Origin of the sequence: Candidatus Tumulicola sp. (genome assembly GCA_035601835.1) — a bacterium.
In the GTDB taxonomy this organism is placed as follows: Bacteria; Vulcanimicrobiota; Vulcanimicrobiia; order Eremiobacterales; family Eremiobacteraceae; genus DATNNM01.
On the sequence record DATNNM010000011.1, the window covers coordinates 63,292 to 86,692 of the forward strand.

A 23,401-nucleotide genomic window follows, 5' to 3' on the forward strand; every position below is an offset into this window, starting at 1 on the left:
TTATGTTGAGAGTTTCTGGGCTGATCAAGCGCGCTTGGGGGTTATCTCGCCCCATTTATCGCCTTTCCAAACGGCAGCACTTTAGGAAGTAGCCGTGTTCGGTGATGTTCTCTATTCTTCCGACGGCTTTGATCTCGTCGCCTATTGTTTTCGAGAATAAAGCATCGTACTCCGTATCATCAAATATCAGGGTGTAATGGTAACGCTTGCCTGGAATGTTTTGAAGCGTGATCCATACCTTACGATCCACGTACGGCTCTATTTCGCGCACCATACCTGTCACGCGCATCCAGTTACCGACGTATTTGGCTATCATGGCTCTGCCTTGAAGGGTAGTAAGACCAGAGCAGAGCCTGACAGGTTCATCAGGATCGACTGGCAACCACGCGCCCTCTTCAGGAGCGAGCGTCGGTTTTGGGTTGGTTGGTTGCGTGTCGTCTATTTGTTCACCGTCCCTTAACTCAGGTTGTTGACCCATAGACGCAGACGGAAGCGTCTGAGAGGCCGGTGATGGATGCGGCGAGGCAATAGGGCCGCGAGGGCTGGTCAGGTGTTCCAGCTCACACTGCCTTAGCACAATCAGCGTGGTCGCCACAGAGTCTATTTTGCCGCACACGTGGATCAGGTCGCCGGGATGCTTAGTATCAAGACCATCCGCCCACTTCTCGTCGAAATACATGAGGTAGGCGACAGGGTTAGTGTCTGTCCAATCCACCCGAAACATTACCTCGCGACCGCCACCATACAATTCATGCACCTGTCTTACGGAGTCAATCTTTCCTGAAACGTGCATCCATCGGCCTTTGTGAGGTTCTACTTTTTTGTCGGCTTGTACGCTGGTGTTATCCTTGTATAACTTGGTTAACTCTTTAGGATCGACAGTTAACCACTTGCGCTCCTCGTTTTTCTCTGCAGTCACCACGTTGCCCGCTGCAATTAGTCTTTGTGAGTTGTCAACATCAATGCCCGTACCGTAACCCGTGACCACATTACGCTCTAGTCGAATATCGGAACCGCCTCGAACAGCAATCCCAGCTGCGGGTGCAGGCGCGACTGCGGGTTGGGTTGGTTGTGCTTCTGCCGGCGGCGTTTTGTGAAATAGAGTGGCCAGCCACGGCCAAAACACATATAGCAAGCCGACAGTAGCCGCGCCGGCGATGATCCAAACCGGGGCCGTAGACACGATCATGTGCCCAAGCCAACCGATATCATGGCCGCGTTTTTCCTGATCGTCCAAGAATGAATTGACGACCCGTTCGACGGCCGTAAAGGCCGCGACGCCGAGAACCCATATCACGAACCGCCCCAAGTTTCTGCCAACTAACTGATGAGGCCGTAGCATTGCCATCGCCATATTTTAGCACATTACGGCGTGTAGTATAAAACCCAGCCCTTTTTTATGAGGATCTAGTTCATCGGCAGCGGACGGTCGGCGCGCGGCAGCGGAAAAACCTTGTCGATCTCGGCGACATCCGTCGCCGCCAATCGCACGTCGCCGGCGCCGGCGTTCTCGCGGACATGCTCCGGCGCTTCCGCCTTCGGGATCGCGAACATGCCGTCCAATCGAGTGAGGAAGGCGAGCGCGACTTGGCGCGCGGTGGCGCCCAGACGGCCCGCCACGCGTTCCAACACTTGACCTTGGGCGGAGCGAGCGTTCGGAAAATCGCCTTGGCCGAGCGGACTGTACGCCACGTGCGCGATGCGATGTTCCCGGCAGTACGGCAAGACCGCGTGCTCGACGGCGCGTTCGCGCAGATGGTAGAGCACTTGATTGCATGCCAGCGGGTGGCGGCGAAGAGCTTGACGCGCGCCTTCCATTTCGTCGACGTCGAAATTGCTCACCCCGAGCGCGCGGATCTTGCCCGCGTCCACGAGTTCTTCCATCGCGCGCATCGTCTCGGCGATCGGATGACTCGAGGGCCAGTGCAACAGATAGACGTCGAGGTAGTCGCTTCGAAGCCGGCGCAGCGACTGTTCGCATGCCCGCAGGGTGCCGCGATAGGTGGCGTTTTGCGGCAGCACCTTCGAGACGATGAAGAGCCGTTCACGGGGGATGGCCTCGATCGCATCGGCGACGATCTCTTCCGCGCGGCCGTCGCCGTACATCTCCGCTGTGTCGATGTGCGTCATGCCGAGTTCGATGCCCAGCCGCAGCGCCGCCGTCGCTCGGGCGGCACCGGCGCCGCGGTCGTGCATCTGCCACGTCCCCTGACCGATGACCGGAACAAGAACTTCGAGGGGACCAAACGCGTGGGCGCGCATAGAAGCGCGCGCATTCGTGTCGCCGAAGGTGATACCATCCCGGCTCCATGAAGTGCTCTCGCGGAGGGTCATATGCGCAACATGACTTCATCGCACGCGTTCCTTCGGATCCTGCTCGCCGTCATCGCCACGCTCACAGGCGTCGGCGGCGTGTTGCTCCTGTTCGCCCCATCGTGGGGAACCCAGATCATGGCGGCGTTGTTCGGAGGAGGCGCAAGCCTACTCGAAAGGGTCCTGCTGATGTCCTTTGGAGCGCTGGCATTGGCGTTCAGCTACTTGCTTCTCGCTGCAGCGCGAGATCCGGAACGCAACGTCGCGATCATCGATGCGACCGCAGGTCTGATGATCTTGATCGCGCTGCTGGGCGTCTACGGCGCCATGGTCGTCCATCTGGGCGGCGCGCGGTTGGCGCCGCTCATCTGGCTGGGAACAGCGATTCGGCTAGCGCTGGCAGTGGCGCTCATCGCCTTGCGCCCGCGCGGGCAGATCCGGGGCTAAAGCCCCGGCACTACAAACCTACGGTTAGATCTGCCACTCCCAGGAGTTCCAGAACGGGCTGACCGCGTGGGCGGGCCGATAGTTTTTGAAATCAGTGTTGACGACGTCTTGTCGCCGCACGTACCAGATGATGAAAAATGGCAGCTTGCGCTGCATGATCTCCTGCACCGTCGCATAGGCTGCCTTGCGTTTGCTCCGATCGTATTCGGCGAGCGCCGCGTTCTCCGCCGCATCGAGCTGGTTGTCGCAGAAATGATAGATGTTCCAGCCGGCCGGCGGAGCCATGCCGCACGTCACCAAGATCGAGTCGTCCGGATCGCCTCCATTCGCCCACTCTTCGTATGCGACGTCGAATCTGCCGGTCTGCTCGATACCCCCGTTGGCCTTGGTGGCGTAGAGCAGCGCCGAAGAATACTGCTTGATGCCGACGTCGATGCCGGCTTGGCGCCACTCGTGCTGGATGATCACTTGCGCGGCGTTGACCGTGGCGGCGCCCGAATAGCCCACCATCGTCAAGCGCAGCGGCTGACCGTCCTTGTAGCGCAGGCCGTCTGCGCCAAGGCGCCAACCCGCGGCATCGAGGAGCTGGGCCGCGCGCCGCGGGTCGTAGCCGTACTTGACCGTGCGCTCGTCATACGCCCAGAAAAACGGCGGCTGATCCGTGTCGCCGGGCATGTTGATGCCGTGACTGACCTTGTCGATGAGTTCGCGCCGGTCGGTGGCGTACGCGAGCGCTTGGCGCACCCGGATGTCGTCAAGCGGCGGGTGCCCCGCGTTGATGCCGATGTCGGCGAATTGCGTGAACGGCGTGAGCACCACGCGCGTGTCTGGGATCGCGCGCAAGCTCGGACTTTGGGCCTCGGACGCCCGATAGTAGAAGTCGATTTCGTGCGTGCGCATCAACGTGAGAATGGTGTTGTCGCTTCCGACGATGCGATACTCGATCTTCGCGAGCTTCGGCGCCCCGCGCCAATACGCAGGGTTCGCGACCAGCGTCACGTGCGAGCCTTTTTCGAAGGACACGATCTTGAACGGACCGGTGCCGATGGGCAGGTTGTTGTATGCGACGCGATTGAGGCTTGGAAAACGGCTCAGCAGATGTTTGGGCAAGATGCTATCCGGATGATTCGAGGAGCTGCTGAAAAAGGTGTCCGCAAACGGGGCGAATCTTTTTTTGAGATGGACGACGATCGTGTGCGCGTCGCGCTTGTCGATGCCGGCGATGAGATCGTAACCGAAACGGCTCACCACGAAATTGTCCGGGTTGAGCATCTGGTGCCAGGTATAAATGACGTCGTCGGCGTCAAACGGCGCCCCATCCTGCCACTTCACGCCGCGACGCAGATGGTACGTGATGGTCAATCCGTCCGCGCTGACGCCGCCGTTGGCGAGGGTCGGCACTTCGGTGGCGAGCTCGGGCACCAACTCGTTGCCGTCACCCCACAAGAACAGGTAGCCTGCCCACAACATCGATAGATCGACGTCGACCACTTGCGTGCCGAACAGCGGGTTGAGGTTGTCGGGTTCTTGTCGCGAAGCCACGCGCAAGACTCGGTGGATGGTCCACGAGTTGCCGGCGCCGGCGCCCGGCGTCTCGGAAGAGATCTTCGTGCAGCCAGCCGCGGTCAGCGCCAACAAGGCCAGCGCGATAGCGCGCATCAATGGTGGTCCTTGCGCTGCGCAAGCGGACGGGCGCGCATCTCGTCGACGAGTTCAACGATGCCGCGGGCCGCAGCCGCCAGCAGACGGTCGCCTTTCTCCGCAGACGCCTTGGTCGGGTCGCCCATGACGCCCGTCTCCGAGATCGCGCTCCATGGTTCCATCATCACGAGCGGACCGTCACCGGCGACGAGATCGGTCCAGTAGTTCTTGGTCGGCCGATGGGCGAGCTCGCGGCGGGCCTTGCTCATGTCGACGAGGTCGGGTCGAAGCGCGAGATACGCCGACGTTTCGAACTCGCAGGCATGGTTCATGCCGCCGACTTTGTCCGACTCGCGCAGCGTTTCTGCGACCTGCCGGACGCCGGGCGCAGACCAATAGTTCACGGCGGCCGCGAGGACACCGGCTTCCACCACCGCCAGGCGGGCGATGATGTCCACGAACGGCGCATTGCTGCCATGACCGTTGACGATCAGCATACGCTTGAAACCGTGGTGAGCCAGGCTGCGGCACACGTCCAGTCCGTACTCGATGAACGTGTGAGCGCCGATCGTGATAGTTCCGGGGAAGTCCATGTGGTGGGGGCTATAGCCGTGGTTGATCGGCGGCACGAGGGCGATACGTTCGGGCGCGAAGGCAGCGGCTCGCTCGCATACCGCGGTGCACAACAAGACATCGGTGTCGACCGGCAGGTGCAGCCCATGATCTTCGATCGTCGCGACCGGCACGACGGCGACGCGCCCGGCTGCCGCCGCCTCTTTGATCTCAGGCCAAGTCATTTCGCCGTAGCGATACTTCACGGAACTCATGCGCCGCGGGTTCGGCATCGCGGGCGGCGGCCCCGCAGGCTAAATCGCGCGCTCGTATAAACTTGGCTCATCTCACACGGGCGTTCGGGGGCTGCCCTGCATGAAGAAGTTCGCTGTCTTCGCGATCCTTGCGTTGGTCGTGACTGCCGGCTGCGCCAAGAACACGACCGGCAACCTAGCGACGACGCCCATGGGCGCCGTGCGCAACCCCGTCGACTTTCCGGTCTATCCGAACAGCGTCCCCGTCGGCGTGGCTGCTTTCGATCAGGCCGAGATGGCCAGCACGCTCAAGAAGAACAATCCGGGCAAAGACAGCCAGATCACCCCGTATAAAGGCAACGAGGTGCTGTTGCGGTCCACCGCCACGCTCGCGCAGCTCGAGGCCTGGCTGGGCAAGATGCGCGCGGCACCGCCTCAAGGGCTGGTCATGCGTGACAGCGGCTCGTCGGACACCCGACTCATGAACGATTGGGGCGTTGAAGGCGCCACGTTCGGAACGCAAGACAAGAAGCGCGAGGTCTTCGTCCTCGTGATGGATCCGAAGAAAGTCTACGAAAAAGTCGGACCGGCGATCGACATGATCGACAAGTACAAGGCGCTGCCGGCGATGCTGCGCGGCGGCATCGAAAGCCAGGTCAAAAAGCAGGTCGGCATATCGGTCGACCAGATGCTCGACAAAAGCAACCCGCTGGGTATGGCGCTGTGGGGGGTCAAGGAACTGCACGGCTCCGGACAGCGCGCCATCGTGCTCCTGGACGCCGTCAAAGAGTAACTGTCGACTCCCACTGAACGGGACAAAACCAGCGCTTGACAGAAAGCGTCTCTTATCCTATACTCCTATTGTACTAGTGTACTAGTATAACACTCAAGTGAAAGAGAGGACCCAGTCATGATCAAGAACACGAAGAGCATATCCAACGCCGACACCATTGACGAAGTCTCGCACCCGTTCATCAACGTACGACTCGGTTCGAGTCTGTTCCAGGGCTGGGGGCCTAGGATCTAAGCCCCATGCCCGCAATTTTCACCGTCGACCCGCGCAGCGGAGTGCCCATCTACCTCCAACTTGTGGAGCAGGTGAAGCGTTCCGTTGCGCTCGGCGTCCTGACGCCGGGCGAGCAGCTCCCCACGGTCAAGCAGCTCGCAGCCGACCTCGTCGTCAATCCCAACACCGTCGCACGCGCTTACCGAGAACTCGAGCGCGACGAAGTCATCGACACAAGCCCGGGTCGCGGGTCGTTCATCGCCGCCAACGGCAGCGTGACGACGGCCAAGCGCGCCGTCGCCGACGTCGCGGAGAAGCAGATCGCGCAAGCGGTGCGCGAAGCCAAATCCATGGGCCTTACCGCAACGGAATTATCAGATTTGTTCCAGCGCGAACTCAAGCGCTGGTATCCGAACACCACCACCCACTCTGAAGAGGGCAAGCAATCATGATGACCACGCAAACCTCGATGATCAGCGTAGCCGGCCTCACCAAGCGCTACGGCCCCACGGCAGCCGTCGACGATGTGTCGTTCGAGGTATCGAAAGGCTCGATCTTCGGTCTGCTCGGCACCAACGGCGCGGGCAAGACGACGACCTTCAAGTGCCTCCTCGGCCTTGCGTTTCCAAACGCGGGTGAGGTGCGCTTTGACGGCGAGCTGCTCCACCCGGCGCTCTTCGAACGCCTTGCGTACATGCCGGAGAAAAGCGCGCTGTACGATTGGATGACCGGTTACGACCATCTCGAGCTGACCCGACGTTCGTTTCGCCGATATGACGCGGCGCGGGCGCAAGCGCTGTTGGACCTCTTCGCTTTCGATCCGAAGAAGAAGGTGAGGCAGCTCTCAAAGGGCCAGCAGAGCGCCCTCGCGCTGACGCTCGCGTTCTCGATCCGGCCGGATATCCTGGTGCTCGACGAGCCGTCGAGCGGCCTCGATCCCGTGCACCAGCGCCACGTCCTGGATCTTATGATCGATGCCGCTGCGGGCGGAGCGACGGTGTTGCTCTCCTCGCACCAAATCGGTCAAGTCGAGCGCGCGGCCGACCACGTGGCCATCATGCATAAAGGCAAGCTGCTGCTGACGGGCGACGTGGAGCAGCTGCGCGCGGACGAGCACGTCATCGAAGCGACCTTCGAGGGCGCGGCTCCGCTCATCAGCGGTCTTGACGGCGATCCGCACGTGCGCCGCGTGATCCGGCAAGGACGCCTGCTGCGCGCGTACGTGCGCGGCGGCGGCAACGGGGTCGTCGCGGCGATCAACAACGCTCGCCCAGCAAGCGTGCGCGTGCTCAACCAGAATCTCGAAGACATCTTCCTCGCCGCCGTCGGCGAAGACACAGCGGCTGTCGTCGGAAACGGGAGCTAGTCATGCAGAACGCAGATAGCGTGAGAGCCGGCGTCCTCAACCTGGTGTGCGCGACGCTCTCGGTCGTCTTGGCGGCCGTCGCGCTGATCCAGTCCCTCTTCGAGGGCCTGCTCGGAGCCGTCCGCGACGAGCTCGCGGCGATTCACCCGCGGGGGCAATAGGACGATGCAGTACGTCGAGCTCTTGCGCGCGCGAAACGTGATCGTCCGCTACGCCATTGTCGTGCTCGCCATCGCCACGGCGGCGGCGATCGCAGCGTTGATCCTCCCTCCCCATGCCGTCATGGTCGCCGGCGACAAGACGGACACCTCCGTTCACCAAGGCATGGTACGCCTCTCGCTGATGGGGCTATGGGTGGGAAGCGCGCTGTTAGCGGCCATCGTCGCGACGATACTCGGCGGGAGCCTTGCGAGCGAGAATCGTGGTCATCTCGAACTGGCGTGGACGAAACCGGTGTCGCGGCTCCGCTACGCCGCGTCCAAGATGCTGGTAGACGCGGGCGCGATCTTCGCCGTGCAAGTCTTCACCTTTGCCGTCCTCCTCGCGCTCGACCTCATCCATATCAGAAGCGCCGTCAATCTCGTCAGCCACCAGGCCGACCTCGTCGACGCCATCCGCTTCGCGCTGTTTCCGCTCGCCTGGTACGCGCTGCTGCAGGGCTTGACCGCAAGCCTGCGCGAGCAGGCGGGAATCGCGCAGGGACTGATCTGGCCGATCGCGCTCGGGCTGACCGGGGTCAAGCAAGCGCCTCTGGGCCCCGTCTGGACCGGCATCATCGGCTTCGTCAACCTCATCAATCCGTTCAACTACGCGCACTACACGGCCAACACCGGAATGGGCACCTTCCAGGTCATGGGCGCGGAGCAGGCCGCTCTGCTGGGCGTGCTCGGGCTTGCGACCGTGATCGCCTTGGGCTCGTTCGGCGCGCTCGTCCAGTGGAAGCGGCTGGAGGCATAGATGTACTATAAAGAACTCCTGCGCGTTCGCAGCGGCGTGATGGTGTATGCGTTGGTCATCGCGATCGCTGCGATCGTCATCATGGTCATCAACGCAGGCGCGGGCATGAGCCCGGATGCCGCAACAAAAGCGCATACGGCCGCCATTCCGGTCGTGGCGATCTTCGCGATCGCCGGTGTGCTGGCGGCGATCCTCGCGACGGTCTTCGGCGCCAGCCTCAACTGCGATGGCGACGGCCACATGGAGTTGGTCGGCACGCGCCCGATCTCGCGCACCGGCTACGCTCTTCAGGTGATGCTAATCGACGTCGCCGGGATCGTTCTCGCGTTTCTGCTCACCGCGGGCGCCGCTGCGATCGTAGCGCTTTTCCTCGCGAAGCGGGCCGTCGTGTGGCAGTTCGACTCGGACTTCCTCGCCAACGCGCTCCGCTTCAGCCTCTTCCCGCTCGCATGGTATGCGATCTTGCAAGCGTTGACGGCGGGTTATCGGGGTCGTAGCGGTCTCGCGCAAGGATTGATCTGGCCGATCGCCTTCGGCATGGGAGTCTTGTCGCTCGTTCCGCTGCCCGCAGTTTGGCACTCCATCTTCGCGGCGCTGAACGTCGTGAACCCCTTCGCTTACGCGACCTATCAGATGAACGCACAGGGCGTCGCCTCCGAGGTCGGCATCAAGGTTCTCGTGGATGCGCTTGCACTTGCCGTGCTCACGGTCATTGGCGTGCTCGCAGCGACGCTGCAATGGAAACGGGTGGAAGCGTAAAAGATGTATTACAAAGAGTGGCTGATGGTCCGCAGGTCCTTGTTCTGGTTTGCAGTGCTCGTGCCGGCGGGCTGGCTGACGTACGCCTTCGTGGCCTTTGCGACCAATACGACGAACGATCTCGTGCTCGATTCCTGGAAGCAGCTGCTCTCGTGGGCCGTCACGCTGGGCGCGGTCGCCGCCACGATTTTCGGCTCGAGTTTAGCGCGCGAGAACGACGGCCACCTCGAGCTCGCGTGCACGAAACCGATTTCGCGTTTTCGCTACGCTCTTGGGACCTTGCTCGTGGATATGCTTGGGATCGCGGCCGTTTTCGCGATCGTCGTGATCGCGGTTTATGTGACGCTATCGCTGCTCGCCGGTCATCCGTTACGCTTGGCAGCGGGGACCGACTCAGCCTGGCAGCTCGTCCGCTATTGCGCCGCGCCCCTGGCATGGTTCGGTCTCTTGACGGCGCTCACGGCCCGTTTGCGCTGTCAAGGCGCCCGACTCGTCATCGGCCTCGCGTGGCCGGTGGCGATCATCATCGTGGTCTTGGGCGCCGTTCCGCTGCCGCCCGTGATGCACAGCGTATTCGCGTTCATCAATCTGTTCAACCCGATCGCGGCTTCGACGATCGTCCAGATCGACATCGCCGATTCGGGCGTTCACGCCGCGGCCTTGCAAACCGCCGCGAGTTTCGGTTTGAGCTTCCTCGTGCTGGGCCTGTTCGCACTCGGCGGGCCGGTCGCCGCGGCCCTGCAGTGGCGCCGGGTCGAGGCCTAAGGCTTTTGAAGCCTAAGGCTTCTTAATGTGAGGCGGCCGCCGCCGGACCCGGGAACTAGGGGCCACTTTACCTAACTTTCATGCTTGCCCGATACACTTGAAACTGGAGACCGAGCCGGGGCTCGGTCTCTGCCGCTTCCTCCCAGGACGATGAAGTACCTCAATCGCGACCTCTCGTGGCTGGACTTCAACGCCCGCGTCCTTGCTCTATCCGAGGACGCAGGCGTGCCGCTGCTCGAGCGCGCCAGGTTCCTCGCCATCTTCAGCCGCAATCTCGATGAGTTCTTCCAGGTGCGCATCGGCGGGCTCCAAGAGCAGCTCAGCGCGGGCGTCAGCGCGACGTCGTCCGAGGGCTTGAGCGTCACCGAACAGCTTCACGTCATCAAACCGCGCATCGAGGACCTCGTCAACCGAGCCGCGGCGATCTTCAAGGATCAGCTCAAGCCTGCGCTCGAGCACGCCGGCGTCCGCTTCACCGACTGGACGCAACTCGACGACATCGATCGCTCGCACCTCACGAAGATGTACAACGATCACATCTTTCCGGTGCTCACTCCGCTGGCGGTCGATCCTGGCCATCCCTTCCCGTATATCTCCAACCTCTCGCTGAACCTCGCCGTCGTCGTCGGCGACCCGGCGCAAACGCAGCCGCGCATCGCGCGCGTGAAAGTGCCGCCACTGCTGCCGCGTTTCGTGAAGCTGCCGGACGGCGAGCGCTTCGTGCCGATCGAGCAGATCATCGCAGCGCACCTCGGCTCGCTGTTCCCAGGCATGCAGATCATCGCGCACCACGTGTTCCGCGTGACCCGCAACGCCGACTTCGCGCTGAAAGAGGACGAAGCGGAAGACCTGCTCGAGGCGGTCGAGTCGGTCCTGCGGCTGCGGCGCCGTTCGCCCGATGCGGTGCGGCTCGAGATCGCGCGCACGATGACCGATGACGTCCGCAACCTGCTCGCTCGCGAACTGGAACTCGATGAGTCCGACATCTACACGGTGGACGACCCGCTGGATCTCGGAGGGCTGTGGAGCATCGCCGACCTCGACAAGCCGCAGCTCAAATACGAACCATGGCTTCCGCTCACCCCCGCGCAATTGGCGGCGCCCGTCGAACAGCCGCTGCACCTCTTCCGCGCGCTGCGCCAAGGCGACATCCTCGTCCACCATCCATACGATTCGTTCCTGACGTCGGTCGAGGCATTCGTCGATCAAGCCGCGCGCGATCCGCGCGTGATGGCCATCAAGCAGACGCTGTACCGCACCGGTGCGGAGAGCCCGATCATCAAATCGCTGATCCGCGCCGCGGAGGCCGGCAAGCAGGTCGCGGCCCTGGTCGAGGTCACGGCGCGTTTCGACGAAGCCACCAACATCAATTTCGCGCGCGTGCTCGAGGAGGCCGGCGTGCACGTGGTCTACGGGATCGTAGGCCTCAAAACGCACGCCAAGATCACGCTGGTCGTGCGCATGGAAGCCGGCGGGATCCGCCGCTACAGCCACGTGGGCACCGGCAACTACAATCCGACGACGGCGCGGTTGTACGAAGACGTCGGCATCCTCTCCTCGGATACGGAGCTCGGCGCCGACCTCTCCGAACTGTTCAACTTCCTCACCGGCTATAGCAAGCAAAGCCGTTACAACAAACTCTTGGTGGCACCGGGCACGCTGCGCCCAGCGCTCCAAGACCTCATCAAGCGCGAAGCGGATGCGCCGGACGGCCGCATCGTGCTGAAGGTCAACAACCTGGTGGATCCGGCCATCATCAACGCGCTCTACGCGGCATCCCAGGCGGGGGCGCAGATCGACCTCATCGTGCGCGGCATCTGCTGCCTCGTGCCGCAGGTGCCGGAGCTATCCGAGAACATCCGCGTGCGTTCGATCGTGGGCCGCTATCTCGAGCATTCGCGCATCCTTCGCTTCGGCAGCGACGCGCGCGGCGCGGAGTACTTCATCGGGTCCGCCGACATCATGCAGCGCAACCTCGATCGGCGCGTGGAGGCGATCGTGCCGGTCAGCGAGCCTGCGCTCCAGGCGCGCCTGCAAGAGATCCTCGACGTCAATCTCGCCGACGACGTGCTGGCATGGGAGTTGAGCGCCGAGGGCACGTGGCTCAAGGTGCCCACCGTCATCGGCATCAACACACATCGGCGCCTGCAAGAACTCGCCTTGGCGCGCATGCCGACGCAAACGCCTATCGACGTCAGTGCTTGAACGCGAGCTAAAACTCGAAGCCCCGCCCCGTTTCAAACTTCCGGATCTCGATGGCGTCCACCCGGCCGTCGCGTCGACGAAGCCAGGCCAGGAACGTCTCAACACGACCTACTTCGACACGCGCGACTATCGGCTGACGCGCTGGGGCTGCAGCCTGCGCTATCGCGCGGGCCAGGCTTGGACGGTCAAGCTGCCGACTGAAGCGAGCGACGCCCTGCTCGTCCGCGGCGAGCACCCATTTGAGGGCGACGCGGAGCAGCCGCCGCGCGGTGCGATCGAATTGCTCAGCGCCTACCTTCGCGACACGCCGGTGCATAAGGTCGCACAGCTGCGCGCGCTGCGCACCTTCGCGGATCTCATCGACTCGCGCGGCGAGAAACTGGCGCAAGTCAGCCTCGACGCAGTCTCGGTCATCGATGAGGGCCGCGCGGTGTCGCGTTTCCGGGAAGTCGAAATCGAGCTGACCGATGCCGCCCCCGAAGATCTGCTCGACGCAGTCGTCGTGCGGCTGCAAGCCGCCGGCGCCGGTTCCCCAGATCCGACGCCGAAAGTGGCGCGCGCATTGGGGTCGCGTGCGCTCCGACCGCCGGAGATCGTAGCCGAGGAGCTTGCGCCCGATGCTTCGGCCGGAGAAGTGGTGCGCCGAGCGCTGGCCGACGGCGTGATCAGGCTGCTGCGTCACGACGCCGGCGTTCGCCTCAGGGCTGATCCGGAGGAGGTACATCAAGCGCGCGTCGCGGTTCGACGCCTGCGCAGCGCTCTTCGTACCTTCTTGCCCATCATGGACATCGACTGGGCTTCGGCGCTCAGGCAGGACCTCGACCAGCTCGCCGATGATTTCGGCGCGGTGAGAGACGCCGACGTTCGAAAAGAACGCTTGCGCGCGCGCACACAGACGCTTCACCCGCCGGATCGGGCGGCAGCGCGGCGCATTCAAGCGGTCGCCCAAGCGCAGCGCGACGACGCCATGCGCCACGTGTCGGAGACGATCTCAAGCCGGGGCTACGTCGAATTGCTCAAGCGCTTAGTGGACGCGGCGCGCATGCCGTCGCTTGCGCCCATCGCCGCCGAGCCTGCGATCATGGCGCTTCCGCCGCTGGTCGCCAGTCTGTGGCGCAACGCGCGCAATCGCGTCGAGCAATTCGGCGACCGTCCGAGCGATCGGCAGCTGCACAAGCTGCGCATCCGGGCGAAACGCTGCCGCTACGCGGCAGAGGCGCTCGCCCCGGTCATCGGAAAACGGGCGCGCGCTTTTTCCAAGGCTGCTGCTGCGTTGCAGGAGGTGCTCGGTCAGCACCACGACGCGGTGGTGACGCAGGATTGGCTGAAGCGAAACGTGCCGGCGGGCAAGCTATCGTTTGCGGCCGGTCAGCTTTGCGCGCTTGAGCTGACGGCGCAGGCCGAAGCGTACAGCCGCTGGCGCGAGGCATGGCGCGCGTTCGACCGGAAGAAACTGCGCGCGTGGCTATAAACCCAGTCGTTCGAGCCGCAGGCGGCGTGATCGTGAGGTCCCGGCCCGACGGCGCTCTCGAAGTCGCCGTTGTCCACCGTCCCTCGTACGACGATTGGACCCTTCCCAAGGGCAAGCTGCAGGCGGGCGAGCGCGAAGAGCATACCGCGCTGCGCGAGGTCGAAGAAGAGACCGGCATGCGCTGCCGCTTGGAACGCGCGCTCGGTACGACGAAGTACAAGGACCACCGCGGCCGCCCGAAGGTCGTCCATTACTGGGTGATGCGCGCGTTGGACGGCCATTTCCGGAAGTGCCGCGAAGTCGACGAACTGCGCTGGGCGACCGTTCGTCAGGCCGCTTCACTGCTGAGCTACTCGCACGATCGCGCTCTTCTGCGCGGGCTCTCCAACGAGATCGACGCCGATGTCGGCGGATCGACCGAGCGCCAAGGGCGGACCGCGTTGCGCAATCAGATGAGCCGCCTGATCTACCTCGTGCGGCATGCAAAGGCGCTGAACCGAAGCGAATGGGCCGAGCCCGATGAATTGCGGCCGCTCTCCAAGGCCGGCCGCAAACAGGCTGAAGAACTCGTCCTTCGGCTTGGCGCGTTTTCATTCGAGCGCGTGCTCTCGAGTCCGCACGTGCGCTGCCGCGAGACGGTGGAACCGCTGGCCAAACAACACAAACTGCAAGTCGAAAATGCCGACGTGCTCGCGGAGGGAACCGACGCGGACGACGTCATGGCATTCCTCAAGTCGCTCACCAACCCGGCCGTCTTGTGCAGCCACGGCGACGTCATCGGCGACGTCATGACCAACCTCGTGGCGGACGGTCTGGCCGTCGAGGGCGAACTGAAGTGGGAGAAAGGTTCGACCTGGGTGCTCGAATCCGACGGCGAGGACTTCTTGTACGGCCGCTACTTACCGCCGCCATGAGCGTGACGATCCGCGATGCGCGCGACGACGACGCGACAAGCTTGATCTCGCTCATCGGGAGCGTCTTCTCCGAGTACCCGGGCTGCGTACTGGAGGTCGATGGCGAGATGCCGCAGCTTCGATCCATCGCGACCACGTTCGAGCGCTGGGGCGGCCAGTTTTGGGTGGTGGAGAAGGACGGCGCCATCGTCGGCTGTGGCGGGTTTGCGCCAACCGAGGGTGATGGGCTCGAACTCAAACATCTTTACATCGCCAGCGGCGCGCGCCGAACGGGCCTAGGAACGCGGCTGACCCATATGGTCGAGGAAGCGGCGATGGTGCGGGGCAAGCGAAACGTCGAGTTGTGGACCGACACGCGCTTTGCGGAAGCCCACAAGCTGTACGAAGGGCTCGGCTACGCGCGCATGCCGGAGAGGCGTGAATTGCACGATCTGAGCCGCACCGTCGAGTATCATTACATCAAGCACTTATGGTGATGTAACCACTATTTTCTCGCGACCAAGAGGATCGGCACCTCCGTGAAGACGAGCTCGTCGTCTTGGTTGAAAAGAGATAACCTCGTCCTCATGACGCCGCGGTGCGAGCCGGGCGTCGCGGGCTTTTTCTCAACGACTTCCAACACCAAGCGCAGCGTGTCGCCCGGATAGACCGGCTTGGGCCAGCGAAGCTCATCAACGCCGACGCCGAGGATGCCGGTGGCCTTCATCACGCCGCTCTCCACGGCCAGCTTCATGGCGATCGCGGCGGTGTGCCAGCCGCTCGCCACCAGCCGCTTGAAGGGGCTGCGCGCGGCGGCTGCTTCGTCGAGGTGGAATGGTTGCGGATCGTAGCGCGCTGCGAACTCCTTGATCTCTTGGAGCGAGATGGTGTGACTGCCGGCATCCATTCGGTCGCCGACGCTGAAATCGTCGAAGTATTTTTCCATGCGATCGCCGTCAGGCGGAACTGGAACGAGCGCGGAAGCGCATGTACGTCGCGCGCGCCAGCACGATCAGGAACGCGACCAGCAGGGCCGCCAGCACAGCCGCCAGCACGGGCGCCAAGAACGCCAAGACGATGCCGCCGATGGCCAGCGCATCTTCGACGAAACTCAGCGGAGCGTTGGCGAGCGACATCGTCGTAACGGTCGAAGTGGCGCGGACGGCTGCCGACGAGCCGTGCACGACGAGCGCGTTGAGCGCGCCTGCGGCCATGAGCAGGTACAATTCGGTTTGACTTCCCGTATGCACGGTGTCGCCGACGAGAATCGCGCCCGCCAGCGGCCGAACCGCGAAGTAGATCGAGTGCAGGGCATGATCGACCGCCGGGATCTTGTCGCCCAGCAACTCGAGCAGCGAGAACACCGCAAGCACGCCGATCGCCCCAGCCGAACCAAGCCACGCAAATGCCGGTGCCGGATGGATCCATCCGGCATGCGTGGCGATCGCCGCGGCCAGCAGCGTGAGGAAACCGCGCAGGCCGGCAGTCGTCGTCAGCGCATAGGCGAGGGCGAGCTGCGAGGCACCGTCCACAGCTCAGAACGGGGGTAGGGAGGTTGATTGCGTCACGCGCTCGCCCGAGTAACCCATCGAGACGACTTGCACGTAGATCGGACCGTGATACGAGCGGGGGACATACAGCAAGGCGTTCTGCCTGGGCCCTGAAATGCCGGCCGAACTGATCACCGTTCCGCGATCGTCGATCAATTGGATGTTGGCAGAGGCTTGCGCGGATGCCGCCCACAGGACGCGGACATTGCGGCCGGCGGGGCCATAGCGCGCCGAGATGCCCGCCATGGCGACGGTAGAGCTGCGATCGACCGCGCGGCGTTGCCTGCGCGGCGTGGGCGAGGGCTTCGGTTTGGGCGTCGCGCGCTTTGCCTCGAGCGCGGCGGCGATCTGCGCGCTGCTCAACGCGATGCGATGTGGCGTGGCCACGGGTTGCGCCGCCGCCGTCGCAACGGCAGTGGCGCTCGCGCTGGTTGTCGCTTTAGTCTGCGGCGCACCGGCTTTTGGTCCTTTAGCGTGCGCGCGCTTCTTGGGAGCATTCGTCGCCGCCACCATCGCTGCGATCGTCGGCTGCGACGTCACCACCGCGGCCGTCGTCGCGACCCCGCTCTGATTTGGGCGCGGCAAGAAGAAGACGACCGCTACCGCCAGGATGACGGCAGCGATGCCGATGTTGATCAGCGTCGGGATGCGCGGACCGGATTCGCGCAACGGCGCCGGCGCGACCAGGACGTCTGCGGTTTTGCGCTCCGGCGGCGGCTGAGACGGCTCTTCGGGCAAGTCGAATGGGCGAAAACCGCGGCGGGGCAGGCCAACGACGCTCTCTTCGAGCCCATCAGCGGGTTGGACCACGACGGCCGAAGCCGCGGGCAAAACGGAAATCGATGGCGGCGCAGGCGCGCGCGGCGCGGGCGCAGGCGTCACCGGATCCGCTTTGGCGGCTTCCGCTTTGAGCACGGCCGGAGCCGCTATCTCCTCGTCGGAGATTCCGGCGAGCTTGCGCTCGATGAGATCCCACGGAACTCTGCTCGAGCGCCGCCCTTGCGAGACGGCCACGCCGACTTCGATATTGCGTGGATGGTTGAGCCCTTCTGCATCCGTGACGCCGGGCCGCCAGCGGATCGGCACGTCGACATTCGCGCTTTGGCCGGGCGACAGATGCAACGCTTCGAGCTTCGGGATCTTAAGGGAGGGATGTTCGGAAAATTCAACGATGAAGTCACCGTCGCTTTGGCTTAGACTCTTCACCGATAGTGCGAGGACGAAGTTACGCGCGCTGTTCTTTCCCGTGGTCGCACCGCTGTCCGTCGACGCCTTCCAGGCGAGTGAGGTCGCGCAATCCGTGCCACCCGCCGAGATGAGCGTGATCTGGAACTCGCCGATCTTGTGGTTTTCGGAATCGCGCGCCGTGACGATGGCCAATTGGTCGCGCGAGGCCTTTGCATCCGCGCGGAAGGTGAGCTCGACATTGCGCGATTCGCCCGGGTCCAACGAAAAGGCCGAGGGCTGGATCGCTCCGCTGCTCGGGGGTTCCTCCAACTGCAAGACGCAGTGAATCGGCACGTCACATGGGTTTGTGACGGCGATGTCGTACGTCGTTTGTTCGCCCGGGGTCAGGTACCACCTGACGGAACGGTTGGCCGATTCTATCGTTATGGATCGGGCCATCAGACTTGTGACTCCAACACTAGATATTATCGGACTGTAAGGGCCGGTCTGCAAGTATTCATTAGGGCCCTTTCCGACCCTCCGGCGGGTAGGGGGCTGGCCCCTGAAGAACGCTCCAATTCCCACTTCCCTTGGAGCTACTACCGCCGACGATGCATCCAGACGACATTTTCAGCGAGTTCGACCGCCTATTCGAGGAGCTAAGCCTCCCGCTGACCAGCCACGCCCGGCGGGGTTCCTTCGCCCCGAACGCCGACGTCTTCCTGACCGAAGGCGGCCGCACTGTCATCGTGCGGGTGGAGATCGCGAGCGTCAACCCGGATCACATCAAGCTGGTCGTGGAGGGCGCTAGCCTCTATTTGGCGGGCGTGCGCGAGACGAATCTGAAGCGCGCCGACGCGGTGCTGCAGAAGGAGATAGATTACGGCTGCTTCCTGAAGCGGATCCAATTGCCGTTCACCGTTGCGGTGGCCGAGGCGCGCGCCGAGTACCACGACGGCACGCTGACCATCAAATTGCCCGCGGCCCAAGAGCGCCGCGGCGTCGTCGCCGATCGCACCGAGATCCGCGCGGTCGTGAGGGGTCGCGCCTGATGGCCGACGAGAAGCGCGAGTCCCGCGCGAACGCCAGCGCCCCCGAGAGCGGCAGCATCCCGCACGAACTCGCGATCCTGCCGCTGCAAGAATCGGTGCTGTTCCCCAACACCGTCATGCCGCTTGCGGTCACCAAACCCCACGGCATCAAGCTGGTCGAGGACGCGCTGCGCGCGAGTGCGCCGGTCGGCGTCGTCGCGCTCAAGGATCGCGACGCTTCGCCGCCGACTCCGGATGACGTCTACCACGTAGGCACAGTCGCGATCATCCAAAAGATGATCAAGATCCCGGACGGCACTCTGCGCTGCATCATCTCCGGCACCGTGCCGTTCTCGATCGGCGAGTTCACCCAAGCCGAACCGTATCTGGTCGGGAAGGTCGAGCAGCTGGAGGAGCAGACCAACGAGAGCGATGAGCTGACGGCGCTGTCGCGCAATCTCGCGTCGCAATACACGCGCCTGCTCTCGTTCTTGCCATCAGCGCCCAAAGAGCTCGAACTGGAAGTCAACAACATCAGCGATCCGAACCTGCTGTCGTATTTCATCGCCTCGACCATGCGCCTGGACACTCCGGACAAGCAGGCGGTGCTGGAGGAGCGCGACACGCTGGCGCGCTTGCGCATGCTCACCGCGTTCCTCACGCGCGAACTCGACGTGCTCGAGCTGGGGCATAAGATCCAAAGCGACATCCAAAAGGAGATGGACAAGAACCAGCGCGAGTATTTCCTGCGCCAGCAGCTCAAGGCGATTCAGGACGAACTCGGCGAGACCGATCCCACCCAGGCCGACGTCAACGAACTGCGCGAGAAGATCGAAACCGCCAAGATGCCGGAGGAGGCGAACAAGGCGGCGATGCGCGAGCTGGACCGGCTGGCGCGCATCCCCTCGGCGAGCCCTGAGTACTCGGTGATCCGCACCTACCTGGATTGGCTCGTTACGTTGCCGTGGAGCACCACGACGGCCGATAGCCTGGACATCGTCAAAGCGCGCAAGATCCTCGACGAGGACCATTACGATCTCGAGAAAGTCAAGGACCGCATCATCGAGTACCTTGCGGTGCGCAAACTCAAGAACACGCTCTCGGGACCGATCCTGTGCTTCGTCGGGCCGCCCGGCGTGGGCAAGACCTCGCTCGGCAAGTCGATCGCGCGCGCGATGGGCCGTAAGTTCTTCCGCGTATCGGTCGGCGGCGTGCGAGATGAGGCCGAGATCCGCGGCCACCGCCGCACCTACATCGGCGCCATGCCGGGCACGTTCATCCGTGCCATCCGCGACGCCGGTTCCGCCAATCCGCTCATCATGATCGATGAGATCGACAAGGTCGGCGCCGATTGGCGCGGCGATCCGTCGTCAGCGCTTTTGGAAGTGCTCGATCCTGAGCAGAACAATTCGTTCCGCGATCACTACTTGGATCTGCCGTTCGACCTGAGCAAAGTGCTGTTCATCGCGACCGCCAATCAGCTCGACACGGTCGCCCCGGCGCTGCGCGACCGCATGGAGCTCATCCCGCTCGCCGGTTATACGCAGCCCGAGAAAGTGGCCATCGCGCGCAAGTACTTGGTGCCCAAGCAGCTCGCGGCCAACGGCTTGACCGCCAAGCAATGCACCATCAGCAAAGACGCGCTCGCGAGCATCGCCGCCAGCTATACGCGCGAAGCCGGCGTGCGCAATCTCGAGCGCGAGATCGCGACGATTTGCCGCAAAGTGGCGCGCAAAGTCGCCGAGAAGCCGCGCTTCGCCGCGCGCATCACGGCGGACAACCTTTCGGGTTACTTGGGCAAGCAGCGCTTTTTCGCGGAGATCGCCAAGCGCACGGCAGCGCGCGGCGTGGCCACCGGACTCGTCTGGACGCCGGTCGGCGGCGACATCATCTTCATCGAATCGAGCGTCATGCCGGGGAGCGGCAAGTTGACGCTGACCGGGCAGTTGGGCGACGTCATGAAGGAATCGGCGCAGGCGGCGCTGTCCTTCTTGCGCAGCCGCTCCGATGAGCTTGGTTTGAACAAGGAGTTCTTCGGCAAGCACGACGTGCACGTGCACGTGCCTGCCGGCGCCGTGCCCAAAGACGGACCATCCGCCGGCGTCTCGATCGCCACGTCGCTGGTGTCGGCGCTCACCGACCACAAGGTCGACAAGAACGTCGCCATGACGGGCGAGATCACCCTGACCGGGCAAGTGCTGCCCATCGGCGGGGTGAAAGAAAAAGTGCTCGCCGCGGTGCGCGCCGGGATCCGGACCTTGGTGCTGCCGCGACGCAACGAACCCGATGTCCAGGAAGACGTGCCGCCGGAGGTACGCAAGTTAGTGCGTTTCGTGTACGTGGACGAACTGTCGCAGGTGTTCGCCGAGGCATTGCACTCGGCGGTGATCACGCCGGTCGCGACGGCCAATGGGCGCCGCAACGGCCGCCAGCTCCCCGCCGCCGCACGCTAGCGTTTGCTCGATCTCCACACGCCGCGCCTGCACCTGATCGCGGCGACGCTCGCGATGGCTGATGCCGAGACGAGCGATCGCGCACGTCTTTCTATCTTGCTCCGCGCGTCGCTTCCGCTTGACTGGCCGCCGCCGCTCAACGACGAAGCTTCGGCGCGCTGGTTCACCGAATACTTAAGCCTGCATCCGGCCGCCGTGGGTTGGGTGATGTGGTATTTCATCCTCGACGAGGCCGGCGCGCGCCGCGCGATCGGCAACGGCGGTTTCAAGGGCGAGCCCAACGGTGGCACGGTCGAGATCGGGTACTCGATCGTGCCGGAATTCCAACGGCGCGGCTATGCGACCGAAGCGGTGGGCGCTTTGGTGGAGTGGGCTTTGGGCCATGACACGGTGAATCGCGTCGTCGCTGAAACGCTGCCGGAGCTCGCGGCGTCGAAAGCGGTGCTTCGCAAGCTTGGTTTTCAACCGGCTGAGGGTGCGAGCGCGCCGGGCGTTCTCCGCTTCGAAAGACTGAAAATTGTTCGAGCGTCTTGACGCGGAGTTCCCAAGCGACTACGAGATAGCCGAATCGGTGCAGCGTCTGGGCGCTTGCGTGAAGCATCGCTTGTCGGAGACGATGTTCCACGACGGCCTGGTCGGCAGCGTTGAAGCGGCCCGCGTCACGTTTTACCACCACAACCCTTGGTATCGTTCTCGCGGCATGCGTTTTTCAGGAGCTTTTTCGGACGGCGGCGGCCACGCCGTGCTGCGCGGCAGTTTCTCGATGGGCTCTTGGCGCGTCGTTTTTTGGATCTTTTTCGGACTGTTCGCGCTCGCCGCATGGCTCGCGTTGCTCGACGGTGCGGCAGCCGGCTCGCTCGACGAAGCGCTGGGTTTCGCGATCGGCGGTCTCGTCATCTGGGCGCTTTTCTACACCAGCGTGCGCGTGACCGGCAGGGGTGACATCCAACGGATGACCCACATCATCCGCGAAGCGCTGAAGAAAGCCTAGCCCGCTCTCTTCAACAGCACAACGCCGGACATCGGACCGGAGCGCCGGTTCAGTTCATCGCGCCACATGCGTCTGAACAACAGGCGCCATAGCCAGCCCATCGATCCCTCGCGATGCAGGCGGTGACCCTCGACCCACAGCGAGTGGTACTCCACGAATCGCCAGCCGTGCGGTGAGAAAAAATCGGCTCCGCCTTCGGGAGCGAAGCGGAACGGAGCTCTGCCCGCCGCGACGCTCTTGCCCCACGATCGCTGCATCATCTTGAGGATGAACGGTGACGCGAGATCGGTCAGCCACCAAGCAAACCCGGGCACGGCGGCCAGATCGTCGGCGAGTTGCCCGACATCCTCAGCCGAAAGATAGACGAGCAGCCCTTCGGTGATCACGAGCGCGTTGCGCGCCTCCGCACCGAGCGACGAGAGGAACGCGCGCCTTGCGGCGACGTCGGCGAGGTCCAGGCCACGGCGCTCGAGATGGCAGACGGGTTTGGCATCGGCAAGCGCTGCGGTCTTGGAGTCGATGGTCTTCGGGAAGTCGACTTCGACCCAGCGCAGGGCCGGCGGGAGGTTGAGACGGTAAGGGCGTGCGTCCAGGCCGGCCGCAAGGTTAAGCACGAGATCTACGCCCTGCGCGACGAGCCGTTCGATGATCTCATCCATCACCTTCGTGCGCACGACCATCGGCCACGCGTAGGTGCGCGAACTCTTCAGCTTGCGCATGATCTCCTCGCCGCGCGGTCCGGCGAGCCTGCGCGCGAATGGATCTTTGAAGAGGGCGTCCGGGCGTTCGGATTCGAGCGCTCGGTACATCGCAACCCAGTTGGCGGTCTCGTCGACGGAAACGGGCTCAGTCATGCTCGCTTGAGCTTCGCGGCCGCGGCCCGGTCCACCAGCCAGGTCAGCGTGCCTTCCACCGGCGCCACGCCTTGGGCCGGGAACCGCTCGACGTCGCGCGGCCCATCGACAACTTTGGCGAGAACGTCGGCCTTCTCGGCGCCCTCCACCAAGAACACGACGGCTCGCGCTGCATTGAGCGCCGGATACGTGAGGGTGAGTCGCCACGGGGCCTTCGCCTCCTGCGGCACGTGATTGGGGGCGCACGGCACGTCGGTCGTGTGGAGGGCGGCAGAGCCCGGGAAAAGCGAAGCCGTGTGTCCGTCCGACCCAAGGCCCAGATAGATGAGGTCCAAGCGGATGGCGCTTCCGGGGAAAAAAGCCTCCAACTGCCGCTTGTAGTCAGCAGCGCCGGCGTGCGGCTCTAATTCGCCGCGCATGCGATGGACGTTCGCGTCGGCTGCACGAAGCGGACCCAGCAGCGCCTGTTCGGCTATGGCGAAGTTGCTGTTCGGGTCATCGGGCGGCACACAGCGCTCGTCACTCCAAAAGAAATGTACGCTCGGCCACTCCACGCTGCGGGCGAACTCTTGCGAGGCCAGCAATCCGAGCATCGCTTTCGGCGTCGAGCCGCCGGACAAAGCCACGGCGAAGCGGCCGCGCTGCTCGATCGCCGTCCGCGCGAGCGTCTGAAATTCGACCGCGCCTCGATGCGCAAGAGCATGTGGGTCGTCGAGCACGAGCACG

Annotated in this window: 25 protein-coding genes; 16 read left to right on the top strand and 9 right to left on the bottom strand. The window is 63.7% G+C overall.

The features are described from left to right. Positions 1-55: 55 nt before the first annotated feature. Together VN934_05075 and VN934_05080 are read right to left on the bottom strand one after the other, a co-directional pair. On the bottom strand, positions 56-1,297 hold the full coding sequence (locus VN934_05075) for a hypothetical protein (GenBank protein HXM18164.1): 1,242 nt from the start codon (positions 1,295-1,297) through the stop codon (positions 56-58). A 110-nt stretch (positions 1,298-1,407) separates the two neighbouring features. Then, positions 1,408-2,334, bottom strand: a complete 927-nt coding sequence (locus VN934_05080; protein HXM18165.1) for an aldo/keto reductase — start codon at positions 2,332-2,334, stop codon at positions 1,408-1,410. A gap of 9 nt (positions 2,335-2,343) precedes the next feature. Between VN934_05080 and VN934_05085 the strand changes: the two genes are divergently transcribed. Continuing rightward, positions 2,344-2,760, top strand: coding sequence for a hypothetical protein (locus VN934_05085; GenBank protein HXM18166.1), 417 nt, complete (start codon positions 2,344-2,346; stop codon positions 2,758-2,760). A 24-nt stretch (positions 2,761-2,784) separates the two neighbouring features. Here VN934_05085 and VN934_05090 read toward each other — a convergent pair whose 3' ends face one another. After that, on the bottom strand, positions 2,785-4,419 hold the full coding sequence (locus tag VN934_05090; protein ID HXM18167.1) for a peptide ABC transporter substrate-binding protein: 1,635 nt from the start codon (positions 4,417-4,419) through the stop codon (positions 2,785-2,787). Then, positions 4,419-5,228 (bottom strand): creatininase family protein, encoded by an 810-nt coding sequence (locus VN934_05095; GenBank protein HXM18168.1) that lies wholly within the window; start codon positions 5,226-5,228, stop codon positions 4,419-4,421. The genes VN934_05090 and VN934_05095 overlap by 1 nt, the downstream gene beginning before the upstream one ends. A gap of 100 nt (positions 5,229-5,328) precedes the next feature. On the opposite strand from VN934_05095, the gene VN934_05100 reads away from it, so the two are divergent. From VN934_05100 to VN934_05150, 11 genes are all read left to right on the top strand, one after another. Beyond that, positions 5,329-6,000: a hypothetical protein gene (locus VN934_05100; GenBank protein ID HXM18169.1), complete on the top strand. Its 672-nt coding sequence runs from the start codon at positions 5,329-5,331 to the stop codon at positions 5,998-6,000. Between the two features lie 239 nt (positions 6,001-6,239). Then, entirely contained in the window at positions 6,240-6,665 is a 426-nt protein-coding gene (locus VN934_05105) for a GntR family transcriptional regulator (protein ID HXM18170.1), read from the top strand. Further along, a complete protein-coding gene (locus VN934_05110; protein HXM18171.1) occupies positions 6,662-7,579 on the top strand; it encodes an ABC transporter ATP-binding protein in 918 nt (305 codons plus the stop codon). Before VN934_05105 ends, VN934_05110 begins: the two co-directional genes overlap by 4 nt. Positions 7,580-7,581: 2 nt before the next feature. Then, positions 7,582-7,740, top strand: coding sequence for a hypothetical protein (locus VN934_05115; protein ID HXM18172.1), 159 nt, complete (start codon positions 7,582-7,584; stop codon positions 7,738-7,740). 4 nt (positions 7,741-7,744) lie between these two features. Next, complete coding sequence (locus tag VN934_05120; protein ID HXM18173.1) at positions 7,745-8,536, top strand: hypothetical protein; 792 nt, start codon at positions 7,745-7,747, stop codon at positions 8,534-8,536. Further along, the gene (locus VN934_05125) at positions 8,537-9,295 is read left to right on the top strand and encodes a hypothetical protein (GenBank protein ID HXM18174.1); all 759 of its coding nucleotides are present in this window, start codon (positions 8,537-8,539) and stop codon (positions 9,293-9,295) included. Between the two features lie 3 nt (positions 9,296-9,298). Continuing rightward, entirely contained in the window at positions 9,299-10,060 is a 762-nt protein-coding gene (locus VN934_05130) for a hypothetical protein (GenBank protein ID HXM18175.1), read from the top strand. A gap of 150 nt (positions 10,061-10,210) precedes the next feature. Further along, positions 10,211-12,265 carry a polyphosphate kinase 1 gene (gene ppk1, locus VN934_05135; protein ID HXM18176.1) on the top strand — a complete coding sequence of 685 codons (2,055 nt, stop codon included), beginning with the start codon at positions 10,211-10,213 and terminating at the stop codon, positions 12,263-12,265. Then, positions 12,258-13,736 carry a CYTH and CHAD domain-containing protein gene (locus VN934_05140; protein HXM18177.1) on the top strand — a complete coding sequence of 493 codons (1,479 nt, stop codon included), beginning with the start codon at positions 12,258-12,260 and terminating at the stop codon, positions 13,734-13,736. The genes ppk1 and VN934_05140 overlap by 8 nt, the downstream gene beginning before the upstream one ends. Further along, on the top strand, positions 13,727-14,650 hold the full coding sequence (locus tag VN934_05145) for an NUDIX hydrolase (GenBank protein HXM18178.1): 924 nt from the start codon (positions 13,727-13,729) through the stop codon (positions 14,648-14,650). The genes VN934_05140 and VN934_05145 overlap by 10 nt, the downstream gene beginning before the upstream one ends. After that, complete coding sequence (locus tag VN934_05150) at positions 14,647-15,126, top strand: GNAT family N-acetyltransferase (GenBank protein ID HXM18179.1); 480 nt, start codon at positions 14,647-14,649, stop codon at positions 15,124-15,126. Before VN934_05145 ends, VN934_05150 begins: the two co-directional genes overlap by 4 nt. Positions 15,127-15,134: 8 nt before the next feature. Here the strand turns inward: VN934_05150 and VN934_05155 are convergent, their stop codons facing one another. The 3 genes from VN934_05155 to VN934_05165 are packed head-to-tail and all read right to left on the bottom strand — an operon-like array spanning position 15,135 to position 17,805. Beyond that, positions 15,135-15,575 carry a MaoC family dehydratase gene (locus tag VN934_05155; GenBank protein HXM18180.1) on the bottom strand — a complete coding sequence of 147 codons (441 nt, stop codon included), beginning with the start codon at positions 15,573-15,575 and terminating at the stop codon, positions 15,135-15,137. A gap of 10 nt (positions 15,576-15,585) precedes the next feature. Beyond that, positions 15,586-16,161 (bottom strand): DUF4126 domain-containing protein, encoded by a 576-nt coding sequence (locus VN934_05160; GenBank protein ID HXM18181.1) that lies wholly within the window; start codon positions 16,159-16,161, stop codon positions 15,586-15,588. A gap of 3 nt (positions 16,162-16,164) precedes the next feature. Next, positions 16,165-17,805, bottom strand: coding sequence for a hypothetical protein (locus tag VN934_05165; GenBank protein HXM18182.1), 1,641 nt, complete (start codon positions 17,803-17,805; stop codon positions 16,165-16,167). A 152-nt stretch (positions 17,806-17,957) separates the two neighbouring features. Here VN934_05165 and VN934_05170 point away from each other — a divergent pair, with 152 nt between their 5' ends. Genes VN934_05170 through VN934_05185 form a run of 4 tightly spaced genes read left to right on the top strand, consistent with a single transcriptional unit; the run spans position 17,958 to position 21,821 of the window. Then, on the top strand, positions 17,958-18,398 hold the full coding sequence (locus VN934_05170; protein ID HXM18183.1) for an Hsp20/alpha crystallin family protein: 441 nt from the start codon (positions 17,958-17,960) through the stop codon (positions 18,396-18,398). Further along, on the top strand, positions 18,398-20,830 hold the full coding sequence (gene lon, locus VN934_05175; GenBank protein HXM18184.1) for an endopeptidase La: 2,433 nt from the start codon (positions 18,398-18,400) through the stop codon (positions 20,828-20,830). The genes VN934_05170 and lon overlap by 1 nt, the downstream gene beginning before the upstream one ends. 3 nt (positions 20,831-20,833) lie before the next feature. Continuing rightward, positions 20,834-21,364: a GNAT family N-acetyltransferase gene (locus VN934_05180; protein ID HXM18185.1), complete on the top strand. Its 531-nt coding sequence runs from the start codon at positions 20,834-20,836 to the stop codon at positions 21,362-21,364. Further along, positions 21,348-21,821, top strand: a complete 474-nt coding sequence (locus VN934_05185; protein ID HXM18186.1) for a hypothetical protein — start codon at positions 21,348-21,350, stop codon at positions 21,819-21,821. Before VN934_05180 ends, VN934_05185 begins: the two co-directional genes overlap by 17 nt. On the opposite strand, the gene VN934_05190 is transcribed toward VN934_05185, so the two are convergent. Together VN934_05190 and pgl are read right to left on the bottom strand one after the other, a co-directional pair. Beyond that, positions 21,818-22,675, bottom strand: coding sequence for an SAM-dependent methyltransferase (locus VN934_05190; GenBank protein ID HXM18187.1), 858 nt, complete (start codon positions 22,673-22,675; stop codon positions 21,818-21,820). The two genes, VN934_05185 and VN934_05190, sit on opposite strands and share 4 nt — an antisense overlap. After that, the gene (gene pgl / locus VN934_05195) at positions 22,672-23,400 is read right to left on the bottom strand and encodes a 6-phosphogluconolactonase (GenBank protein HXM18188.1); all 729 of its coding nucleotides are present in this window, start codon (positions 23,398-23,400) and stop codon (positions 22,672-22,674) included. Before pgl ends, VN934_05190 begins: the two co-directional genes overlap by 4 nt. Position 23,401 lies beyond the last annotated feature (1 nt).

What these genes read in the sequence shown, in the direction of transcription:
- VN934_05080 (HXM18165.1), bottom strand. Translation starts at nt 2,334, where the DNA reads ATGACCCTCCGCGAGAGCACTTCATGGAGCCGGGATGGTATCACCTTC.
- VN934_05085 (HXM18166.1), top strand. Translation starts at nt 2,344, where the DNA reads ATGACTTCATCGCACGCGTTCCTTCGGATCCTGCTCGCCGTCATCGCC.
- VN934_05090 (HXM18167.1), bottom strand. Translation starts at nt 4,419, where the DNA reads ATGCGCGCTATCGCGCTGGCCTTGTTGGCGCTGACCGCGGCTGGCTGC.
- VN934_05095 (HXM18168.1), bottom strand. Translation starts at nt 5,228, where the DNA reads ATGAGTTCCGTGAAGTATCGCTACGGCGAAATGACTTGGCCTGAGATC.
- VN934_05100 (HXM18169.1), top strand. Translation starts at nt 5,329, where the DNA reads ATGAAGAAGTTCGCTGTCTTCGCGATCCTTGCGTTGGTCGTGACTGCC.
- VN934_05105 (HXM18170.1), top strand. Translation starts at nt 6,240, where the DNA reads ATGCCCGCAATTTTCACCGTCGACCCGCGCAGCGGAGTGCCCATCTAC.
- VN934_05110 (HXM18171.1), top strand. Translation starts at nt 6,662, where the DNA reads ATGATGACCACGCAAACCTCGATGATCAGCGTAGCCGGCCTCACCAAG.
- VN934_05115 (HXM18172.1), top strand. Translation starts at nt 7,582, where the DNA reads ATGCAGAACGCAGATAGCGTGAGAGCCGGCGTCCTCAACCTGGTGTGC.
- VN934_05120 (HXM18173.1), top strand. Translation starts at nt 7,745, where the DNA reads ATGCAGTACGTCGAGCTCTTGCGCGCGCGAAACGTGATCGTCCGCTAC.
- VN934_05125 (HXM18174.1), top strand. Translation starts at nt 8,537, where the DNA reads ATGTACTATAAAGAACTCCTGCGCGTTCGCAGCGGCGTGATGGTGTAT.
- VN934_05130 (HXM18175.1), top strand. Translation starts at nt 9,299, where the DNA reads ATGTATTACAAAGAGTGGCTGATGGTCCGCAGGTCCTTGTTCTGGTTT.
- ppk1 (HXM18176.1), top strand. Translation starts at nt 10,211, where the DNA reads ATGAAGTACCTCAATCGCGACCTCTCGTGGCTGGACTTCAACGCCCGC.
- VN934_05150 (HXM18179.1), top strand. Translation starts at nt 14,647, where the DNA reads ATGAGCGTGACGATCCGCGATGCGCGCGACGACGACGCGACAAGCTTG.
- VN934_05155 (HXM18180.1), bottom strand. Translation starts at nt 15,575, where the DNA reads ATGGAAAAATACTTCGACGATTTCAGCGTCGGCGACCGAATGGATGCC.
- VN934_05165 (HXM18182.1), bottom strand. Translation starts at nt 17,805, where the DNA reads ATGGCCCGATCCATAACGATAGAATCGGCCAACCGTTCCGTCAGGTGG.
- VN934_05170 (HXM18183.1), top strand. Translation starts at nt 17,958, where the DNA reads ATGCATCCAGACGACATTTTCAGCGAGTTCGACCGCCTATTCGAGGAG.
- lon (HXM18184.1), top strand. Translation starts at nt 18,398, where the DNA reads ATGGCCGACGAGAAGCGCGAGTCCCGCGCGAACGCCAGCGCCCCCGAG.
- VN934_05190 (HXM18187.1), bottom strand. Translation starts at nt 22,675, where the DNA reads ATGACTGAGCCCGTTTCCGTCGACGAGACCGCCAACTGGGTTGCGATG.